The organism is Sorangium sp. So ce362 (assembly GCF_051519845.1).
Classification (GTDB): Bacteria; Myxococcota_A; Polyangia; order Polyangiales; family Polyangiaceae; genus Sorangium.
The window spans coordinates 8195357-8215101 of sequence record NZ_CP150332.1 but is presented as its reverse complement, the minus strand read 5'-3'; the positions used below and the strand labels follow the sequence as shown (position 1 = coordinate 8215101).

Below are 19745 nucleotides of genomic sequence, written 5' to 3'. Positions count from 1 at the left end.
CTCCGAGAATCTTGATTTTGCGGAACGCGTTTGCTTGTCCTATCGGCCTGGATCTTCTGGAACGGCCTCCGGCTCTGTGATCGCGTGAACCTGCAGTGCCGCCTGCGGGGCATGCCCGACGGCGTGCCGCGGGGCCTGGTCATCGCGGCGTGTGTGGCGCGCGTCATCCCGTACATCCAGCTCCTGGCCGGCCCGATCACCTGGCTGTTCGTCGCCATCGCCATGCAGCGCACGGTGAACCGGATCGTCGAGCTCGACGCGCGGACCACGAGCGAGCGCGTGGCGCCGGTCGACGCGGGCGCTGGCGTGTTCGGCGTGCGGTTCCCTGCGGTTTAGGCGCTGCCGCTGCCGGACGACGTCGCCGTCCAGGCGGAGGCGGAGGCCGCGGCGGCGGTCATCGAGCAGCGGCAGCGCCGCTAGGGCGCCGATCGGCTCGGTCGCCTCCAGAGAGAGCGGGAGAAGGCGTTGCTGGCGGCGTGACTCGGGATCGGGTCAGGTAAAGCTGTGCGGGAGCGACGCGCTCGGATCTGCCACCTTGGCGGCCTTGCGACTGGCCTCGAGCGCGGCGGCGAGCGCCGCGTCCTCGAACTCACCACTGAACTGGACGAAGACGCCGACGATATCGGTGGTGCCGTGGCGGAAGACGGTGCCGCTATCGGTGTAGTTCCACACGTCGAAGATGGGCTGACCGCCCTCGGTCACCGTCCAGCGCTCGAGCGGCACCTCGGCCAGACCCTCGAACTTGCCGCAGGGGATCGCGAACGGGTCGTCGCCCTTGATCCCGTACTCCTTCAGCACGGCGCGCAGCTGCGCGACCTCGTGACCCAGGAACTGCTCGACCTTCAACCACGGACCCGCCCAGACGCGCGCGTCCTTGTAGTCGGCGCCGTCGATCTTTCGGTGGTTGGCGAACTGGTACTTGGTCATGGGCCCTCTCTAACACAGGACCGAAGGGCTCGACCAGCAGCGCGAGCCCCGTCGCCGCGCTCCCCGTCCGTGCCGTGCTGCTACGCGGCGTCGCCGTCTTTGAGCGCGCTGGCCACGGCGAGGCGCCTGCCTGCGAAGTACTCCGACGGGGAACAACCCAAGCGCTTGCGAAAGACGCGGTGGCACTGCGCGTAACTGCCGAAGTCGGCTTCGAGGGCAGCTCGCGTCAGCGCCGATCCGCGATCCACGAGCGCGACGAACTTCATCAGCTTGGCCCGCGCGCGGAGCTCGACGAACGGGACCCCCCACTGACCGTGGACGCGGCGGCTCAGCTCACAGGGGCCGGTCCCGAGGCGCTCCGAGAGGGTAGTCGCCGAGACGCCCGGCTCACGCAAGATCTCCTTGAGCGCGCGTCGCGCCGTCACGTGACCGCTGCCCACCCGAGGCTCGGCGTCCGCGAAGAGGCCGACCAGGGACGTCTCGGTGGCGCTCGCACACGCCGTGTGATCGAGCTCGACCAGCCGATCGCGCCAGCTCGACAGCGCCTCCTCGGAGAGCTGGGCTCGCTGACACGAGCGAGGGACGCGCGCTCCCATGGCTCGCTCTGCGAGAGCGGGCGTGAGCGCGAGCACGAACAAGTCGAGATCGTCCGAGGCGTGGAGCAAGACGTGATCCTGTCCTGGGGCGAAACAGGCGAACTGCCCCGGACCAAGCTCGAGGACGTTGCGCCCGATACCGAGGGTCGCGTGCCCGTGCAGCACGACGTTGATCTCCGGTTCGTCGTGAAAGTGACGCGGGCGCGTGTACGAAGGCTGGTACCGCCACGACTGCGCCTGGCGTCCTTCGAGCATGGGAAAGGGCTGGTAGAGAGCCTCGGTCACGTCCGGCAAGATGGTTCAGCGAAGCGGCGTCGTCGAGCGCCCGCGCGCAAAAAACGAGATGCAGTCCGCGCCGGCCGCCGGCAAATCGTCGGCATGTTCGCCCGCTGGACGCCGCTCTTGCTCTCCTGCTTCCTCTTGGCTTGTGACACGGGAGAAACGACCCGCACCGGTGACGACACGGGAGGAACCGCTTCGACCGGAGGTGCGCCGGGCGTCGGCGGCTCGGGCTCCGGAGTCGGGGGAGGCGCGTCCTCCACCGGCGGCACGGCCGGTGCGGGCAGCACGGCGGCGGTCAGCGGCTCGGGCAGCACGGCGGCGGTCAGCGGCTCGGGCAGCACGGCGGCGGTCGGTGGCTCGGGCGGTGGCGGCAGCGACGAACCTGCGCCCGACTCGGCGTTCACCCTGCTCTTCCGCGACGAGCTCGACACGCTCGACCCGAGCCGCTGGAGCATCATGACCCACTCCTGGGACACGAACCTGGCGCTCTTTTCCGCGAAGGCGGTGTCGAACGCGGACGGGCGCTTGTCTCTCACCCTGCTTCCCGCGCCCGAGGGCACGACGGACGGCAGTGCACCCAAGTCCTTCCTGGGAGCGGAGGTGCGCTCGGTCGCGACCCTGACGTACGGGCGCGTGCGCACCCGCGCCAAGCTGGCGCGAGGCTCCGCGGTGGTGTCTTCGCTGGTCACCATCTACACGCCGTGGCCGGCCGACAACTGGAACGAGCTGGACATCGAGTGCCTGGGACAGGACCCGTCCCAGGTTCAGTTCAACGCGATGGTCTACACCGGAGCTCCCGTCACGCCACCGGTCACGTCGTCCGTGAGCCCCACGCAGGACCCCACGAAGGTGAGCCTCGGCTTCGATTCGAGCGAGGACTTTCACGTGTATGAGATCGAGTGGACGCCGGAAGGTGCGTTTTTCCGTGTCGACGACGTGCTCCGGCACACCTGGACCAAGCGCATCGACCTGATGACCTTGCCCCAGAACGTACTGCTCACCATCTGGGCGTCGTCGAGCGCTGCGTGGGCGGGGCCCGTCACCGCAGCGACGCGCGGTGCGGCCTCGGTGTACGACTGGATCGAGCTGTACGAGTTCACCCCCGGCGGGTAACGGATGGCATGCCAGTGACCGCCGACGCCGGCGGTCGCGCATGGACGACCGTCCCGGGCGCAGGACGGATGACGGGAAGCAGCGCGGCGCCGTAAGACTCCGCGGCCTCCCGTGGTTGTGAACTGAAACATCGACGCGGCCGCGGCTTCCATCACCCTGTGATGCGTCACTCTCTGCGCGGTCGCTTGGACCAACGGGGCATGCGCTAAGCTCGCTGGTCGCCTCCTACCAATGTATATTCCGGTCAGCGACGACGAATTCTCACCCGCACGACGCAACTCTTCGCTTCGAGCTCCATGAAGCTCAGGGTATCGATGAATCCTGTCGCCAAAGAGCCTGCATGTGCCGATCATGGGGCGGTCCTATGCGACCATCAATTTTGCCAAATTTCGTCACGAAATGAGGGGATCCCTCAGCTATACGGTAGGATGCCTTCCGCTTGGTGCTACGTCGCGGTAATCCCAGGCGTTTCAGGCGTGGAAGACCTGCCTGATCGCATAAGGCCCGTTCTGTCGATGAGCTCGCACCGTCGGACTGCGCGAGTCAGGAACGGCTCCGAGAATCTTTACTTTGCGGAACGCGTTTGCTTGTCCTATCCGCCTCGGCGGCGTCGCCGTCGCTGGCGGCGTCGCCTACGCGGCGCTCGGCCTGAGCGCGCGCGCCGACGCCGGCCGCCTGCGGACGACCTGCCCCCCGCGCTGCGCCGAGGCCGACGTCGACGCGGCGCGGACCAAGGTCATCGCCGCCAACGTCGCGTTCGGCGTGGCGGCGCTCGGCGGCGCCGCGGCCGCGCTCCTCCTGCGCGGCCCCTCGCCCGCCGCGCCTGCCGCCGCCGCGGTGGGTGGTGTCCGGAACCGGCCGTGGTAGCCCTGGTTCCGGACACTCGTGCAGCCGGTTCCGTACACTCGCATCCATTGAATGGATCGTGTACCTGGCGCGCCGAGCGTCCTCGGGTCGGCTCGCATGAATCTACAACGTGCCCCATTGACGCTCGATCGAGGTTGTGCATTTGCGCGATCGATCGCCGCTCGCGGGTGTGACACCAGCGGTCCGAGCCTCGTGGTCCAGGACGCGTATTTCCACGGTTTCGTGTTACTTTCAGGGCACAAAGCAAAGCGCCCCGCCCTCGGTTGCAGCCGGGAGCGGGGCAGCGAAACATCCGGCGGTTGGCCCGCCGAACGCGCATCGCACCGCGAGCATGGGCCAGCGCCGGGAGAAAGGCAAGCTGTGCCCGGACCTCTCCCCCTGGAGACGCGCGTTCGCGTTGTTTCTGCGCTCGTGGAAGGCAACTCGATCCGTGCGACGGCGCGCATGGTCGGCGTCGACAAGGAAACCGTGATGGCCCTGGCGCTTCGCGTCGGAGAAGGCTGCGGCCGGCTCCACGGTCGACTGATGCGCGACATCGTTGCTCACGTCATCCAGATTGACGAGATGTGGAGCTTCGTTCAGAAGAAACAGGCGCGCGTGAAGCCCGACGAGCCGGAGGAGCGCGGCGACGCCTATCTCTATGTCGCGATCGACGCGAACACGAAGCTGTCGATCTCTTTCCACGTCGGGAAGCGTGACGACGTGAACACGCATCTCTTCATCGAGGATCTCCGCGCGCGCCTGTCGGTCGTCCCGCACATCACGAGCGACGGATGGCAATCGTACATTACCGCCGTCGGCCAGAACTTCCGCGGCTCGGTCGACTACGGCCAGTGCGTCAAGCACTACAGCCGGAAGCCCCGCCGCGACGACGATCACAGGTACGAGCCGCCGCGCGACCCGTTCATCACCAAGACGCCGATCTGCGGCGCGCCGCGTGACGAGCTCCTGTCCACGTCCTACGTCGAGCGGTTCAACCTGACCACGCGCCACACGGTCGGCCGCACGCGCCGGCTCTGCCTCGCCTTCAGCAAGACGCTGCGCGGGCACCGTGCCGCGGTCGCCCTCGGGATCTGCGCCTACAACTTCGTCCGGATGCACGGCACCCTGGGAACCACGCCGGCCGTTGCGGCGAGGGTCGCCCAGGGCCCGTGGACGCTCGCGGAGCTCGTGACCGCTGCGCTTGCCGAAGGCGAGACGGCGCCGCCCGCACCGCAGCCGCTCAAACTTCAGGTGCGGCCCGGGGCAGAGGAGAAGCCTGCGCGCGAGCTCCCAGGTGGCAGGGGGTTTCTGCGGCTGGTCTGATGGAGATACGGCCGTCTGCGCGGAGGCCGGAGTCGCGCAGACGGCTCAACTATCACTCTTCGGCAAGATATAGGAATGAGCTATGGAGATCAGGATTGTTGACGTGGAACACTGCGGCGGCGCAATCGTTACGGTGACTGGAGAGTTGCTCGCCAACAGAGTCGTGGAAGTGAAGATTCTGGAATACGCGGGTCGCCCTGGCGACGACCCGCCTACTTCTTCGCCAGATGACGCTGCCGATCTAGCCGAAGGCAAGTGACCGTCGCTGATTAGTAGCGAGGAAGCGAGAGTAGGTTGTTGGTCCACTTCCCGTCTGCATGGGTTCGCAGATGCGGATGTGGCTTGTCAACAACAACGACGGATACAGTGCTTTTACCGTCGGTCACCTTGGCCTCTCCTTTCTTGTTCTTGATCCAGTCCACCATATCTTCTGTGGTGGTCTTGCCTGTGTCGTTGTTGGCCTTATTCAGCCATTCGAATTCGGCGATGTGCTCGTGACTCGTCCCTCCGGACATATGAATACCCGTAATGTAAACCACCATAATGGCTTCTCCATGGAATGCCGCTGGCGGCTCGGGCTTGACAGGGTCACACGCATGAGCGATCCTGCCCCTACGAGGTCTGGGCCCGGCTTTCAGCGACGCTGTTGAACGGGAGCAGACGAAAGGGAGTCCTGGCGGTGTAGTGACCGCCAGGCTTCCGTCTGCATGGGGACTGACTAGGTCGCCCCACGGCCGCTAGCATGCATTCGCTTTCTCGTGGCCGTCAATCGCCATCGGCCGCGCGGCCTTGAGCAGTGGGGAGCGCGGCCACTGCGCGTACTTTCTAAGTGCGCGCAATCATTGAGATTGAAGGTGGGATCTCTCGGATCCATGGGTGGTGATTTGATCCACCATGGGCGACGCCAAGGCCGGCGGGTGCACAGCCGCCTGCTCGTGTCAAGATCAGAGTTGCCTACCTGTCGCGGCGCGCGAAGTGCCGCTCGATGGCGTCGAGCACCTGCAACGCCCCGCGCGCCTCTGCGACGGCCTCGCGTTCGGCGCGGGTCCTCGCCTCCATCTGATCGGCGAGCACTTGGGCCCAGAGCCGCTCGCGATCCCATGGGTAGACGGGGTATGCCTCAAGAGCGCGCGCCCGCTGGGCGATGTAGACGAGGTCCTCGCTGGTCAGCACGCGGCGCTTCTCGCGCTCGTCTCGGGCGCTCATCGGCGCCACCTCTTGAGCCGCAGGGCCAGCGCTTCCCGGGCGATCCTGAGCCTGGACGCCGCCGTCGATGGGTTCATGCCCCGCCGCCGAGCGTACTCGGTGAGCGCCTCGGGAGCATCGACGGCGAGCAGCGCCTCGCGTTGCCAGCGCGGGAGCCCGGAGAGCGCCTGCAACATCTCGCGAGCCTCGAGCTGCGCGTGCAAGCTCGGACCGACGGGCTCGCGGAGAAGCCCGAGTGGCTGCGGGTGAAGCACGGCGCGGCGCACGTACGCGCTCCCGAGATAGTGCCCGGCCTTGCGCCAGGAGATGCCGTAGAGCCACTTCCGGAGCGCCCTGCGGGCGTCCTCTGCGGGGTCAGGCCGGTACATGCCGCGCCGAACGGAGCTCCACGCGCCGAACAACACCTGCTGCTCCACGTCGAGCCGGTCGCGATCTGGCACGCCGCTGGCGATGAGCACGGCGATGATGACCGAGCGCTCCGCAAGGATCGCCTGCATCGTCGGGCGCTGGCTTCGATGTCGTGCGGCAGGCGGGCTCTGCGCCCCCTTCCGCCGGGGCTTCACCCGCTCCTCCCGCACGTGGAGCAGCGGTCAGCCGCCACGGGCCGGCCCAAGAGCCGCTCGACCGTGGTTCCAGCGGCGCGCGCTGCGCGGACGGCGCTGCCGTGGGATCCTGCGCTCGCACCCCTGGCGATGGCGCGGAGCGTCCGGGCCTGCATGCCCATGACCTCGGAGAGGCATGACCACGAGCCGTAAGCGGCGTGGAGGTTGCGGAGCGCGGCGCGGAGCCGCATGCGCTCGGGTTCGGTGAGGGATCTGGTGACGAATACGGGGCGTTGGCGCGCGGGCGCACCTCCGCCTTCTTGCTCGCCCGAAGGCGAACGGACTACGGTCAGCATGTCGGACCTCGGTGCTACGGGGTTCGGCCACGCGGCCCGGGGTGCTTCCAACACCCGCGGGCCGCACTACTTCGGCCAGAGCCTACGGACCGATCACGAGGTCACAACAGATATCGACATTCCGGACACTGCATCTTCGGATGCCGGACACTCGCCGTTTCAAGGGTGCAATTCCGGACACTACCCCGCGGTGCACGTCGTCCCGCTGCCCGGCGGCGCCGCCGCCGCTCTCGGCGCGCGGTCCTGACGCTGCTTCACGCCGCGGGCTCGCGTTCCGGATCGCCACGTCGAGCGCCTGCGCGCGGGTCGCCGTCGGCGCGCCGGAGCCCTCCTTGTAGATCTTCAGCCACAGCGCCGCTTCACGTGCGTGGTTTGCGGCCAGCCACGCTTCGAGCACGGCCCCTCAGGGGAGCTCTTGATCTTCTTCTTGTCGGGAACGATCGGCGCCATCCGGTCTGCCTCGCAGCGCGTCCCATCCTACGCTGAAGCGGCCGAGACACCAGCGCGGAGATCGTCGCACACCGACTCACCCGACCCGCCGCGCCGGCCCCGCGACGCCCGCCGCCGCCGCCGCGGGGTACGATGTGCGACTCACGCTGCCGACCTGCTGCCGTGTTCCCCAACGGCGAGGCAGCCGTGTGCGCGACGCCCGGTGACGAGCGCCCGCGCCACGGAGATCAAGAAGTGTTCAAACTGGCGGATCGCCGCGGGCGGCAGATCGGAATTGACATCCAATATGTGAGCGCTCACAATGGTCTCATCCTTCGATTCTTCCCTGCGTGGGTCGTCATGAGCGCCGGGATCTCCGTCATCGGGTCGAATTTTTCACCGACTCTGTCGTTCGGTCGTCTCGGGCAGTTGTGACGGCGCGCTCGCAGAGGGCAGCGTCTATCCGTAGATCAAACCGTATTTGGCTTACTTAGCTGTCGAGGAGAATAAAATGAGAATTGGAACGATGCAGGCCTTGCTTGCGGCGGCGACGGGTATCCTCGCCGTGTCGTGCGTCATCGATGCCGAGGAGGCGTACGACGCCGAGACCGAGGAGGGGGGGACCCTCGAGGGCGCCATCACGATCGATGCGAGCGCGACCTACACGATCGTCGGCGTGCAGAGCGGAAAATGCGTCGAGGTGGCTGGAGGCAGCACCGCTGACGGAGCGGGCTTGCAGATCGCCAGCTGCAACGGCTCGACGCGGCAACAGTTCCGTGTGGAGTCGACAGGCGGCGGCTACTACCGCGTCCGCAACGTAGGCAGCAACCGTTGCATGGACGTCGCGGGCGCCTCCACCAGCGACGGCGCCCGCATCCAGCAATACTCCTGCTGGAGCGGGACAAACCAGCAGTGGTCGTTCACGGACGTCGCCGGCGGCGTGCGTCTCACGGCGCGCCACAGCGGCAAGTCCCTGGACGTCTATGGCAGCGCCGACGGCACAGGCATCCAGCAGTGGGGCTGGGCGAACGGCGCAAACCAGAAGTTCTCGCTCCGGGCCGTGGGGAGCGGCTCGAGCAGCAGCTCCAGCAGCTCCAGCAGCTCCAGCAGCTCGGGCGCCGGCGGCGGCGGCGGCGGCTCCGGCGGCGGCGGCGGCTCCGGCGGCGGTGGCGGCGCCACCGGCGGGAAGTTCGTCGGCAACATCACGACCAACGGCGCCGTGCGCGACGGCTTCGCGAGGTACTGGAACCAGATCACGCCCGAGAACGAGGGCAAGTGGGACGCCGTCGAGCGGACGCGCGGGAACAAGAACTGGGCAGCGCTCGACCGGATCTACAACTACGCGAAGGCGAACAACCTCATCTTCAAGCAGCACACGTTCGTGTGGGGTGCCCAGCAGCCGAGCTGGATCGGCGGCCTCTCCGGGTCGGAGCAGCAGGCGGCCGTGAAGGACTGGATGCGTTCGTTCTGCGCGCGCTACCCGGACACGAAGTACATCGACGTTGTCAACGAGCCGCCGCCCCACACGACGCCGAGCTACAAGAACGGCATCGGCGGCGACGGCGCCAGCGGCTACGACTGGATCGTCAACTCGTTCAAGTGGGCGCGCGAGTACTGCCCCAACGCGGTGCTGATCCTCAACGATTACAACAACATCGAGTACCAAGGCGATCACGACAACTTCATGAGGATCGCGCAGGCGGTCATCCGAGCGGGCGCCCCCGTTGACGCCCTCGGCGCGCAGGCCCACGACGCCTACAAGATCAACACGAACACCGTGAAGGGGTACATCGACAGGCTCGCCTCGCTCGGCAAGCCCGTGCACATCACCGAGTACGACATCGGCATCGCGGACGACAACCAGCAGAGGCGGGTGATGGAGGAGCAGTTCACGATGTTCTGGAACCACCCCGCCGTCCCCGGCATCACCCTCTGGGGTTACATCGTCGGCGCCACGTGGCGGGACAACACCGGACTCCAGCATTCGGACGGCAGGATGCGGCCGGCCATGAGCTGGCTCATGAGCTTCCTCGGCCGGTGACGTAACCTCGATCACGAGCTGGGCGGGGCGGCACCGTGCGAGCCCGTGCACGTCTCGCCAGCGCACTTATCGGCGGCTTGAATCTCCCCCCGATCCCCATCCCGCCCCTCGTCGACTGCTCGCTCATCCCTCGACAGCTCGAACGTCGCGGTAATCCCAGGCGTTTCAGGCGTGGAAGACCTGCCTGATAGCATGAGGCCCGTTCTGTCGATGAGCTCGCACAGTCGGACTGCACAAGTCAGGAACGGCTCCGAGAATCTTGACTTTGCGGAACGCGTTTGCTTGTCCTATCCGCCTGTGGCCGTCGGTGTCGTGCGCCGCGCCGGCCATGGAAGGCTCGGAGGAGATCGTGACGGACCCGGGCCTCTGCGACCCGCAGGCAGACATCGCGGCCGGCAGGCTCACCGGGTCCGGGATCAACCCCGATCTCGAGGAGCAGGTCACCTGCGATCCCGAGATCGCGCTCTGCGTGCTCAAGGAGCCGCCGGAAGCGCTGCGCCAAGGCCGCTCATCGGCACGCCACCCCGACGACCGCCGCGCTTCGTACCTCCAGCGTCAACACCGCGTCACCCAGGTGGATCCGTGGTCCCGCGACAACGGATGATTTCGTCGCGGCAGGAAATGCCGTGCCTCGGTACATGGTCAACCCGTTCGTAACCGCATCATCACGCGGCGGACAAGCGAACGGGCTGAACACGCCCTGATCAAATAATCTGAAGGGCTGGTCCCCGTCGCGCCATCAAGTCCATGAGCTGCCCGGATCCGGGAGGCGAGCTGTCCTGTGTGCTCTGGGCCGATGTGCGAAAAGGGTGCTACCATGATGCATAATTCTATCTTCACTGCTACCGCGATGTCTTTTCTCCTTGTCGCCATCGCCGCGGGCGGAATCGGATGCCTCGATTCCGGATCGTCGCAGGGCGAGGTCGATGTAGGGCACAGCGAATCTGCCGTGTGCGCTGGCTCTCCGGAGTGGCAGGAAGGTCAGTGGTACGAGGAGGGTACCATTGTGAATTACCAGGGATCGGCCTACATCGCCGAGCACGGCAATCCCGGCTATATCCCGACGGTCAGCACGTACTTCTGGGAGCCTTACTCCGCCTGCACCGACACCCCCGAGCCCGGCGCGGTCGGCGCGCTCCCCGCGAAGGTCGTCGCCGGCTACTACCCCAACTGGACGCCGTCGCCCGTCCGCATCCGCGACATCAACAGCAATTACAACCTCATCTACCTCTTCGCCGCGCATCCCGTGGGAGGGCCGCCCGGCACCACCGGCGCCGTCACCTGGACGCCGCCGGGCGACGGCAGGGGAGCGGCGACGCACCTCAAGGAGGACATCCAGTACGCCCGGACGACCCAGGATCGCAGGATCATCCTCTCCATCGGCGGCGCCGGCCAGGGCATGAGCTTCCCGGACCGCGGGAAGTCGCAGACGTTCGTCGACAGCGTGGTCGGCATCTACAACGACCTGGGTGGGTTCGACGGGATCGACTGGAACACCTTCGAGGCCAACCAGAACCCCGACACCGAGGAGATGATCTGGATCAGCCTGGAGCTGAAGCGGCGCTTCCCCGGCTTCATCATCACCGCGCCTCCGGCGCCCTGGAACCCGCGCGACAAGGATTTCTGCAAGGCGATGGTGGACGCCGGCGCCATGGACTACGCCGCCCCGCAGTACTACGACGGCCCCGACCTCGACCAGCAGTCCTACATCGTGGACAACGTGGACCAGTGGGTCTGGCTGCTCGGTCCCACGCACGTGGTCGTGGGCTTCGGGATCTGGGACGCGCAGCACTACATGTCGATCGACGAGGCGATCCCCACGTGGAACGAGGTCGAGGGCAACCACCCGACGCTCCGCGGGGCGTTCGACTGGCAGATCCACACCGACGAGAGCCAGGGTTGGCCGTTCGCCGACCGCATCGGGCCTCTGGTCACGGACTGAAGCGACGCCGCGCGGCCCCCCGGGGGGTAACGCATCGTCCGGTCACCATGAGAGGACGTTATGATACGATTCCAGTTTGCCAACGAGATTTTGAGCCGTCATGTTCGGTCGTGTCTTGCGATGCTGCTTTGTTCCTCCCTGTGCGTCGCGTGCGCCGACACCTCCGACGAAGGCGAGATGGTGGAAAGCGAGCCGGCCGCCCTCGACGGCGGCGACGTGCCTGACCCGAGCCAGGTCTCGATCAAGGCAACTGCTTCCGGCTGCGGAACCATGAATACGCAGGTTGGGGCTGTCAACGCGGAATACGCACTCACGTTCGATGACGCTCGCGGGGGCCGCGACGACTTTGGCACGTACGACGTCGCTTGTGACGTCGAGGTTACCTATACGTTTCCAGCGGGCTACACGTTCGATGCGCCGTCCTTGGATGTGTTTGGAGACGTGTATACCGAGGACGCAGCTGTCGTCACGGTTCAAGCAAGCCAATCACTGGCCGGCACGGCCAGCGTCTCCAAGACGTTTGAGAACATCGACACGGACGTCGAAGGGGTGTTCGAGCTGCTCTCTATCCCTGCCGGGGGACAAGCGGGCAGCGCCCCGTGTGGTGCCACCTCGGCTACGGTCGACGTGCAGCTCCGCGCCACGATCGGTGGCACGGGAAGAGCATCCGTCGAGTTTAACTATATTGATGGGCTGATCCGCTGGCGCCGCTGTCAATGAACCGACCCAGGGCCTGCCGTCGCGTCAACCGCTCGCGCTGTCTTGTCACCCTGCGATCAGGCCGCGCTCAAGTCCCAGCGAAAGCCCTTCCCGGGAAGCACGCCAGTAGGGTGCAGCTATACGGTAGGATGCCTTCCGCTTGGTGCTACGTCGCGGTAATCCCAGGCGTTTCAGGCGTGGAAGACCTGCCTGATCGCACAAGGCCCGTTCTGTCGATGAGCTCATACAGTCGGTCTGCGCGAGTCAGGAACGGCTCCGAGAATTGTGCACCTCGCGAATGGCGTCGATGATGTGGTGGGCGGCACGTGTGCCGGGTGGAGGCCGAGGTTCGGTACCACTCTCCGGGGGTGCGTAGAGCTCGGGGTGCCTGGCGAGTAGAACCTGGACGAGGAAGAGGAGCGTCGCGTCGATGAGCGCGAGCGGCTCGGCGACGGGCAAGGACACCGCGGGGGAGCGGAGCATGGCGTGCATCTCCTTCAGCGCTTGCGCGGCTTGGGCATGGGAGACTGGCCAAAGACATCGAGGTAGAGCTTCTCGTCGAGGCGCGGCAGCTCGCGGTCCGCGGCGGCGGCGAGCATCTCGTCGGCGAGGTTCATCATCACGCGGTAGTTGCCGGTGGCGTGGTCGGCGAGCGTGGCCTTGAGCTCGGTGGTCATGAGGCTCGGGTTGCCGGCCCGTGGCGGGCGCGCCGTCGCCCGCGGGTCTTGGCTCATGAGGGCCTCCTTCACGAGCGACGTCTCGTCGTCGCTCGCGTGTTCGACCCTACATCGCCGCGGAATCCCCGCGGAGATCACATGGCACGTCCACCGGGAGACGGGTGCGACCCATGTTTTGTTGGAGGCACGTCCACCGGGAGATGGGTGCGACCCATCTCCCGCGTGGACGAGCCAGCTCACCCGGATGGGTTCACAGCATGCCGGCCGCCCCGGGCGGGGGCGCCGGGATAGCTTCGGGCTTCCTGGCGCGGGCTCTTCGACGGGACCTCGCGAGGTCGTCGACCCTTCTAGCGCTGGGCGGCCACCAGCAGGAAGACTGGCCGCTCGCGCTCCTCCGCGAGCTCCGGCCGGGCGGCGATCTGCGTTTCGGTCGGGCCCCATTCCTCCACGTGCGAGATGACGAAGCCTGCGCGGATGAGCGCGTTCAGCGTGGCGCCCAGGGTGCGGTGCTGCTTCACCACGCCCTCGGCCAGCCAGTTCGTCGTGCGCGGGCCTTCCGCCAGATAGCCATCGACTGGCCAGGTCTTGCGCCCGTCCGCCTCGACGCGCCAGCCGGGGCGGCTCGGCGCCGTGTAGATCGGGTGCTCGACCGAGAAGACCAGGCGCCCTCCAGGCGCCAGGGCCCGGCGTACCGCGGCGAGCAGCCCGCCGAGGTTCTCGATGTAGTGCAGGGCGAGGGAGCTGTACGCGAAATCGAACGCCGCCTCCGGCAGGTCGAGGCGCTCCAGATCCGTCCGCGTATAGAGGATCGCCTCGTCCGAGGTCTCTGACCTGGCCCGCTGCAGCATGCGCTCGGACACGTCCAGACCGAGCACAGAGGCTGCGCCGTTCTCGCGCGCCCACCGGCAGAACCAGCCGAACCCGCAGCCAAGGTCCACCACGCGCAGGCCCGTCAGGTCGGGCACGAGGGCCTGAAGGGCCGGCCACTCCGGCGCGCCGTCAAGGCCCTCGACGGACCGGCGAAGCTGGCTGTAGGCCTCGAAGAATCCGGGATCGTCGTAGATGTTCTGGGTCACGGCTCACGCCTCCGCGAGCCACGCAGATAGCCGACCCGAGCCTCGCCGTCGCGGGTTTTCGGGGGCGTCAGGCAGGCGGTCCCGGGGTTGCGCCTCGAGCATGGACGGGGAGGAGTGCCCAGGCAAGAACCATGGAACGCCCTGCGCCGGATCCTACCGGGGTGACCCCATGACTCTGCAACAAAGGGTGGCTTCATGACCCTGCAACGTGGCAGGCCGACGAGCGTGACCTCGAACGCCGGCGTCCCTACTAAACCCAGCTACCTCCATGGTGGCGTGCAGCGTGTTGTAGTCGTCCGAGGTCACACAATGCAGCTCGACACGAACCATGAAGTTGGCCGTTTCTTCTTCTCCTGTGTGCTCAGCAGTCCGGGAGGTCGGCCAGGTTGTTTCGTGTCGTGGAGTCCCGGTCCGTCCGCAGGTACCTGCCTGTGGGCCCATTCACGACCCGGACCTCGGTCCGGCGCCCGTCGGGCCAGGAAACGAAGTATGTGTGAACTCCCGAATCAATGTCGCGGATGGCGTCGCTCTTACCCCGTGGCGACCAAGCCTCCCCGTGATTGCACAGCCTGATGATGTCGCCGTTGGTGTCCTTGCCCGTCCTCGTAACCTGTCGCTTTGCCATGTGTATCCATTCTTGATGTCAAACCGGTTCTTCGAAAGTTATTAATAATGGTGCTTCTGAGATTCTGTAGATAAACTCTGTTGGGAGCTGTCTCCAGGTCAAGGTTGCGCTCGTTGGCACTGGATTTAGTGGTCGGGTTGTTTTTTTTGTGTTGTCTGCGACTCGCGTGCGACTCTGGCGCTACGAGCGCCGAGAGAGGGATAATTCGATTCGTTATCGCGTGTCTTCGAAAGATGGATCGTTTGCGATCTTCATTGGGTATCACCTCGTAGATGATGCCCTCTGGCCTGGATCGGCAGGTGATGAGCTCCGTATCTCAGCGGCACGTGCGGAGCACCTCCACCACCCGATCGACGTGGATCCCTTCGTTGCGGAAGAAATGGTCCTTGGTTCCTGGCTCGAGGAGCCATCCGCCGCTGTGATGCAGCGCGACGAGCTCCCAGTCCTTGTTGAAGACGGGCGAGCCGGATGAGCCGGGCAGCGTGTCGGTCAGGTACTGCACGCGGCCCTCGCCCACGTAAACAACCAGGTTGTGGAAGAACGAGAGCTGCTTCTGATCGCCGCCGGGGTGCTGGATGATGTTGACCCGTTCGCCGAGCTCGACCCGGGCCGGCTGGAGCGCGATCGTCCCCCAGCGTGCGGAGGGCTCGCCCGCGACCTTGACGATCGTGCAGTCGTCGTCGCTGGAGGTAACGAAGAAGGCGTCGGGATCGAAGCACAACTCCTCCGGTTCCGCGTCGCGGCCCTCGACCGTCTTCTGGTAGTTGAACTGGGCGGTCGCGTCGGCAGCGGCGTTTCGGTCACCGAGGACGTGGTGATTGGTGACCAGGAGGTCACCGGGGACGAGAAAGCCCGTTCCGAGCGAGCCGTCGGGGACCTGGATGCGCGCGACCGCCTGCTCTCGGCGTGCGCCGATCTGGAGGAAGCTCACCGGGACGAGCGCGCTCTGGGCGCCGAGGATCTTCTCCAGCGCCGGACCGCCGCTGCCCCGCCATGGGAGCGAGGTGATGCTTGGCCCTTCAGCGTAGCGCACCGCGGCGCCCTCGCGCAAGCGCCTGAGGATCTCGTCCTCGGGGTACTCCTCGATAGCGCGGTCGAGCACCGCGCAGACCCACCGCGCGCCCCGCTTCTGCGCCTCGTCGAGGACGCTGTGCCAGGTGAGGTCCGCTCGGTTGTGGAAGGCGATGCGGGTCGCGTCGAGCTTGATGTCAGAGAGGAACCGGCGCACCTCGGCGTCGGACGGGTATTTCCACGAAAGAGCCTCTCGCAAGGTACGTATCGCTTCGGGGGAAAAAGCCTGGTTCATCATCTCCTCGTTCTCCGGTGGAGCACGCCGGCGTCGTCGCCGCGTGCAGGCCGCGACGTGGGTCTCTCAGCGAGCGAGCTTCTGTGCGAGCTCTAGGAGATCGTCGTCGTCGCGGTATTCGCTCAGCGCGCAACGCACGATATCTGCGAGGCAATGCTGTTTTCTTGCCTCCTCGAGGATGGCGTCCCAGATGTCGATGATGCTCCCGGAGATCTTGACCAACAGCAGTCTGATTCCCGCCTCCCTGGCGATGCGCCGCGCGGCGTGGTCGGTGTCGTAGAGCACGGCGAGCGTGTTTCGGAGGCGGAATATATCGCTGTCGGACAGCGTGGGTCGCCGCCTCGCGCTCCTCTTCGCGCGGGGGTCGACAGCGGCCAAGCCGTCGACGATCATCCAGAGGTTACCTTCCTCGTCCCCGGCGCAGAGCAACCCGGAGCATGCTGCGACACACCGGAACCACGAGGTCCCGACCAGGGTTCCCAGAGGCCGCCCCGTCTCCAGGCTGAAGGCCCGTACCGTCTCGTCCTCGGATGCCGTGAACACGCGCGCGCCGTCGGGCGAGACGGCGCAGCCGAACACGCGCCGGGTGTGACCGGGGAACTGGCGGACATAGCCAAAGCTCGGCAGCTCGCGCACCTCGATCTGGCCGTCGGCGCGGGCGAGCACCGCGCGCCCGCCGTCCGGCGTTATCGCTCCGGCGAGGAGCCCGCCCGTGAGGCGGATCGACGAGGGGGCACGTGAGGTGTCGGTGAGGTGCCAGAGCTTCACCGCGCCGTCTCGAGAGAACGACATCAGTCGCTTCCCGTCGGGGGTCAGCGCGATGCCGTTGATCTGCCCGTCGTGCGCGCCGAGCTGCGAGGGCTGGTCGAGCGTCGCCTCGGAGCGGATCCAGAGCGCGCCGTCGCGGGAGGCGGTGATCATCCGTCCGTCGGGCAGGAACGCGCAGCCACACACCAGCTTCTGGTGCGCTTTGGCGGTCTCCACGCGCACCTCGGCGCGCTCGAGATCCAGGTGGAATAGCAGCACGCCGCCGTCGCGCGCGCCGGCGAGCACGCGGCGCCCATCGCGGGAGATCGCGCAGGCAGTCACCAGGTCGGCGTGCCCCGTCAGCGTGGCGCGGCACCCGCCGGTCGCGGTGTCCCAGAGCTTGAGCAGCCGGTCCTCCGATGCCGAGACCGCGAGCCGGCCATCGAGGGTCACGGCGGCCGCGGTGACCGGCGCGGCGTGCCCGTCCTGGGCCATGAGGCTCTCCGGACCTCCGAGCTCCCACAGCCTGGCCGAGCGGTCGTGCGACGCGGAGAGCATCCGGCGGCCGTCCGACGTCGCGGCGCACGCGGACACCGCGTTCGCGTGCGCCGCGAGGCGCAGGATGCGGCGCTCGGCGGCGAGATCCCAGACGGCGATCGCGCCGTCCGCCATCCCGCAGAGCAGGTGACCACCCCACGGGAGGATCGCGAGCGCGTCCACGCGGCCCTGTCCCGCACCGACGCGCTGGAGGCATTGGCCGAGGGCGAGATCCCAGCGCGAGAGCGTGCCGTCCCCGCTCGCGGCGAGCACCTGCTCGCCGCCCGGCATGAGGGCGAGAGCGGTGATCCAACCCTGCTCCGAGGCTGCCGGCGAGGGCGAGCGCCCCCCGCCCGTCGGGGAGAGCTCGTAGAGGCGCTCTCGGGACGCGAGGTCCCAGACGCGCACCGAGGCGTCCCGGGAGCCGGAGATGAGCTGACCCGTGGGAGTCGTGATGCACACCGTCACGTAATCGCCGTGACCCTCCAGCGTGCCGATGATCTGGAGCGAGCCTCTATCCCAGAGCGTGAGGGCGCCGTTGTCCGAGCCGACCACGAGCGTCCGGCCGTCGTGGCTGATCGCGCATGCGGTGGCCCAGCGACCGCTGTTGTCGAGCACGCCGATGCAGTGGCCTGTCGCGAGGTCCCAGAGCCGCGCCGTCATGTCGACGGACGTCGACAGCGCGAGCTTGCCGTCCGGCGTGAGCGCGCAGCCCGTGAGCTCGTCGCTATGTCCTTGCATCGTCGCGAGCACCTCGCCGGAGACGAGCGCCCAGTAGCGCAGCGTGCGATCGGCCGAGGCCGACAGGGCGCAGCGGCCGTCCGGGCTCACGACGCACGCGACGATCGCCTTCGTCGGCTCGCAGAACGTGCGCAGCGGCGTCGGTCCGAGGCGCACCCCGTGCAAAAGGCGCAGCGGGGGCAGGTTTCCCTCGAAGTGAAGCATGCGCGCGATCTCCTCGGAGGGCCATCCGGCGCAGCGCAGGCGGTTGTAGAGCAGCGAGGGGAGCAGCCCCTGATCGCGGTAGGCGGACAGCCGGGTCGCCTCCGCGCGCACCGCGGCGAGCACGGCTGTGAGATCGAAGGTCGCGCTGCCTTCCGAGGCGCCGATGACCGCCTCCAGATCCCGCTCGATGGAGGTGACGTCGAGCTCGCGGCACTTCGCGTCCAGATAGCCGACGTCGACGCACAGGCGCTGCGCGCCGTCCACGTCGCCCGCCTCGATTCGGTGCATCACCGCATGCCGGAGGGCATAGCTCCGTCCGGCCGGGTCTCCCTCGTCGGGCGGCCACGCCGCGAGCCCTCCGAGCAGGTGCAGGTGATGATTACGGATCACCCGCTCTCCGAGCTCGTTGACGAAGACCTCGCGCACGTGCTCGTGACGCAGCCGATAGCCGAACTGGCTGTCGTCGTGCCAGTGCGCCGGCTCCTTGCGCAGCAGGTGGAACGTGGCGCGCAGGAACTCGTCGCCAGCGGCGATCGTCGGATCGCTGCCGAGCAGCTCGCCGAAGACGTGCGGCGGGAGCGCCTCGCGCGCGGCGCAGGCGAGGCCGAGGCCCTTGAGGATCAGCCCGCGTCGCGCTTCGTCCAGGTCGCGAAGCTCGTCGAAGATCTGGCGGAGAAAGGGGGTGAGCCCCTGCGTGATGCGCGCCGCTGTGCGTTGCGCCGGCGGCTGGCCGGCGAGCCAGTCGCAGATCCCGCTCGCATACAGCATGTTTCCTCGAGCGCTGCGCACAATCACGTCGATGAGCGAGGTGTCGAACGGCGCGACGAGCGAGCGCGAGCGCTGCTCGCAGATGGCTCGGCACGCGGCCTCGTTGGAGGGCGCCCACTCCTCGTCGTCGAGGTCGAGCGTGCGCGCGTGCTCGAGGACGCCGGGCCAGTCGTGCCGGCGGTACATCGGCCGCGAGGCGCCGAGGAGCACGACGCCCTTCGGCGGCACGCGCGGCAAGAAGCGCGGCAAGAGGCTCTTGCCGCTTCGGTCCTTTGCCGCCTCGTCGAGCCCGTCGATGACGACGACGAGCCTGCCGCCGCGAGGCACGAGGTGGCGCTTCGAGACGCGCCGCAAGAGCTCCCCGAGCCGGGTCTCCACGGGCTGCTCGGCATCCGCCAGCTCCGGGTGGATCCCCTCGATCTGCGCGCAGAGGTTGTGCACCACCGCGTCGGGTCGATCCCAGTCGTCGTGATCGCGCCGGATGAAATGGTGCGGCGTGTGCTGGGGCAACAGGTCCAGGAGGCGGTTGATGATGGCGCTCTTGCCGGCGCCGGCGCTCCCCAGGAAGAGCACCCACCCGCCACGCGGCGCGCTGTCGCCAATCAGCCAGAGGAGCCTCTCGACCACGTTGTCGCGCCCGAGCAGCTCGCCGTGCCGGGATCGTTCTTCTTCGGAATCGTTGATTGCGCCGCTCACTGTGTCACTCCTCGCGCCGATGGACACCGATGAATTCAACGTTAAAATGTGCGCCTTGCGCTC

At 67.3% G+C, this 19745-nt stretch carries 22 protein-coding genes; 10 read left to right on the top strand and 12 right to left on the bottom strand.

Going from position 1 to position 19745, the window contains the following annotated elements; genetic code table 11:
* The first annotated feature begins 30 nt into the window (after nt 1-30).
* The gene (locus WMF17_RS31490) at nt 31-336 is read left to right on the top strand and encodes a hypothetical protein (protein ID WP_437644680.1); all 306 of its coding nucleotides are present in this window, start codon (nt 31-33) and stop codon (nt 334-336) included.
* Nucleotides 337-492: 156 nt separating this feature from the next.
* On the opposite strand, the gene WMF17_RS31485 is transcribed toward WMF17_RS31490, so the two are convergent.
* Nucleotides 493-927 carry a hypothetical protein gene (locus WMF17_RS31485; RefSeq protein ID WP_437596900.1) on the bottom strand — a complete coding sequence of 145 codons (435 nt, stop codon included), beginning with the start codon at nt 925-927 and terminating at the stop codon, nt 493-495.
* An 80-nt stretch (nt 928-1007) separates the two neighbouring features.
* The gene (locus WMF17_RS31480; RefSeq protein WP_437604326.1) at nt 1008-1697 is read right to left on the bottom strand and encodes a helix-turn-helix domain-containing protein; all 690 of its coding nucleotides are present in this window, start codon (nt 1695-1697) and stop codon (nt 1008-1010) included.
* Here WMF17_RS31480 and WMF17_RS31475 point away from each other — a divergent pair.
* From WMF17_RS31475 to WMF17_RS31460, 4 genes are all read left to right on the top strand, one after another.
* Nucleotides 1596-2918, top strand: coding sequence for a glycoside hydrolase family 16 protein (locus tag WMF17_RS31475; protein ID WP_437644678.1), 1323 nt, complete (start codon nt 1596-1598; stop codon nt 2916-2918). The two genes, WMF17_RS31480 and WMF17_RS31475, sit on opposite strands and share 102 nt — an antisense overlap.
* Before the next feature lie 570 nt (nt 2919-3488).
* Entirely contained in the window at nt 3489-3785 is a 297-nt protein-coding gene (locus WMF17_RS31470; protein ID WP_437644677.1) for a hypothetical protein, read from the top strand.
* Nucleotides 3786-3977: 192 nt separating this feature from the next.
* Nucleotides 3978-5090, top strand: a complete 1113-nt coding sequence (locus WMF17_RS31465; RefSeq protein ID WP_437644675.1) for an IS1 family transposase — start codon at nt 3978-3980, stop codon at nt 5088-5090.
* Nucleotides 5091-5172: 82 nt separating this feature from the next.
* Nucleotides 5173-5349 (top strand): hypothetical protein, encoded by a 177-nt coding sequence (locus WMF17_RS31460; protein ID WP_437644674.1) that lies wholly within the window; start codon nt 5173-5175, stop codon nt 5347-5349.
* 10 nt (nt 5350-5359) lie between these two features.
* Here WMF17_RS31460 and WMF17_RS31455 read toward each other — a convergent pair whose 3' ends face one another.
* The 4 genes from WMF17_RS31455 to WMF17_RS31440 all read right to left on the bottom strand — a co-directional run bounded on the left by WMF17_RS31455 (nt 5360) and on the right by WMF17_RS31440 (nt 7591).
* Nucleotides 5360-5632, bottom strand: a complete 273-nt coding sequence (locus tag WMF17_RS31455; RefSeq protein WP_437644672.1) for a DUF3892 domain-containing protein — start codon at nt 5630-5632, stop codon at nt 5360-5362.
* A 412-nt stretch (nt 5633-6044) separates the two neighbouring features.
* The gene (locus WMF17_RS31450) at nt 6045-6296 is read right to left on the bottom strand and encodes a hypothetical protein (RefSeq protein ID WP_437644671.1); all 252 of its coding nucleotides are present in this window, start codon (nt 6294-6296) and stop codon (nt 6045-6047) included.
* Complete coding sequence (locus WMF17_RS31445) at nt 6293-6793, bottom strand: RNA polymerase sigma factor (protein ID WP_437644669.1); 501 nt, start codon at nt 6791-6793, stop codon at nt 6293-6295. Before WMF17_RS31445 ends, WMF17_RS31450 begins: the two co-directional genes overlap by 4 nt.
* Before the next feature lie 483 nt (nt 6794-7276).
* Nucleotides 7277-7591, bottom strand: coding sequence for a hypothetical protein (locus tag WMF17_RS31440; protein WP_437644667.1), 315 nt, complete (start codon nt 7589-7591; stop codon nt 7277-7279).
* Nucleotides 7592-7806: 215 nt separating this feature from the next.
* On the opposite strand from WMF17_RS31440, the gene WMF17_RS31435 reads away from it, so the two are divergent.
* The 5 genes from WMF17_RS31435 to WMF17_RS31415 all read left to right on the top strand — a co-directional run bounded on the left by WMF17_RS31435 (nt 7807) and on the right by WMF17_RS31415 (nt 12326).
* Entirely contained in the window at nt 7807-8058 is a 252-nt protein-coding gene (locus WMF17_RS31435) for a hypothetical protein (protein ID WP_437644665.1), read from the top strand.
* A gap of 91 nt (nt 8059-8149) precedes the next feature.
* Nucleotides 8150-9664 carry an endo-1,4-beta-xylanase gene (locus WMF17_RS31430; protein ID WP_437644663.1) on the top strand — a complete coding sequence of 505 codons (1515 nt, stop codon included), beginning with the start codon at nt 8150-8152 and terminating at the stop codon, nt 9662-9664.
* 349 nt (nt 9665-10013) lie between these two features.
* A complete protein-coding gene (locus tag WMF17_RS31425; RefSeq protein ID WP_437596894.1) occupies nt 10014-10268 on the top strand; it encodes a hypothetical protein in 255 nt (84 codons plus the stop codon).
* Nucleotides 10269-10670: 402 nt separating this feature from the next.
* Entirely contained in the window at nt 10671-11606 is a 936-nt protein-coding gene (locus WMF17_RS31420; RefSeq protein WP_437596893.1) for a glycosyl hydrolase family 18 protein, read from the top strand.
* 60 nt (nt 11607-11666) lie between these two features.
* On the top strand, nt 11667-12326 hold the full coding sequence (locus tag WMF17_RS31415) for a DUF4360 domain-containing protein (RefSeq protein WP_437644661.1): 660 nt from the start codon (nt 11667-11669) through the stop codon (nt 12324-12326).
* A gap of 243 nt (nt 12327-12569) precedes the next feature.
* Here WMF17_RS31415 and WMF17_RS31410 read toward each other — a convergent pair whose 3' ends face one another.
* The 6 genes from WMF17_RS31410 to WMF17_RS31385 form a co-directional block, all read right to left on the bottom strand.
* Nucleotides 12570-12788, bottom strand: a complete 219-nt coding sequence (locus WMF17_RS31410) for a hypothetical protein (RefSeq protein ID WP_437644659.1) — start codon at nt 12786-12788, stop codon at nt 12570-12572.
* A 14-nt stretch (nt 12789-12802) separates the two neighbouring features.
* Nucleotides 12803-13039, bottom strand: a complete 237-nt coding sequence (locus tag WMF17_RS31405; RefSeq protein WP_437644657.1) for a hypothetical protein — start codon at nt 13037-13039, stop codon at nt 12803-12805.
* Between the two features lie 290 nt (nt 13040-13329).
* Complete coding sequence (locus WMF17_RS31400; protein WP_437644656.1) at nt 13330-14058, bottom strand: class I SAM-dependent methyltransferase; 729 nt, start codon at nt 14056-14058, stop codon at nt 13330-13332.
* A gap of 361 nt (nt 14059-14419) precedes the next feature.
* The gene (locus WMF17_RS31395) at nt 14420-14683 is read right to left on the bottom strand and encodes a DUF3892 domain-containing protein (RefSeq protein WP_437644654.1); all 264 of its coding nucleotides are present in this window, start codon (nt 14681-14683) and stop codon (nt 14420-14422) included.
* Nucleotides 14684-14999: 316 nt separating this feature from the next.
* Nucleotides 15000-15989 (bottom strand): trypsin-like peptidase domain-containing protein, encoded by a 990-nt coding sequence (locus WMF17_RS31390; protein ID WP_437651415.1) that lies wholly within the window; start codon nt 15987-15989, stop codon nt 15000-15002.
* Nucleotides 15990-16055: 66 nt separating this feature from the next.
* On the bottom strand, nt 16056-19682 hold the full coding sequence (locus tag WMF17_RS31385) for an AAA family ATPase (RefSeq protein ID WP_437644652.1): 3627 nt from the start codon (nt 19680-19682) through the stop codon (nt 16056-16058).
* Between the last annotated feature and the right edge of the window lie 63 nt (nt 19683-19745).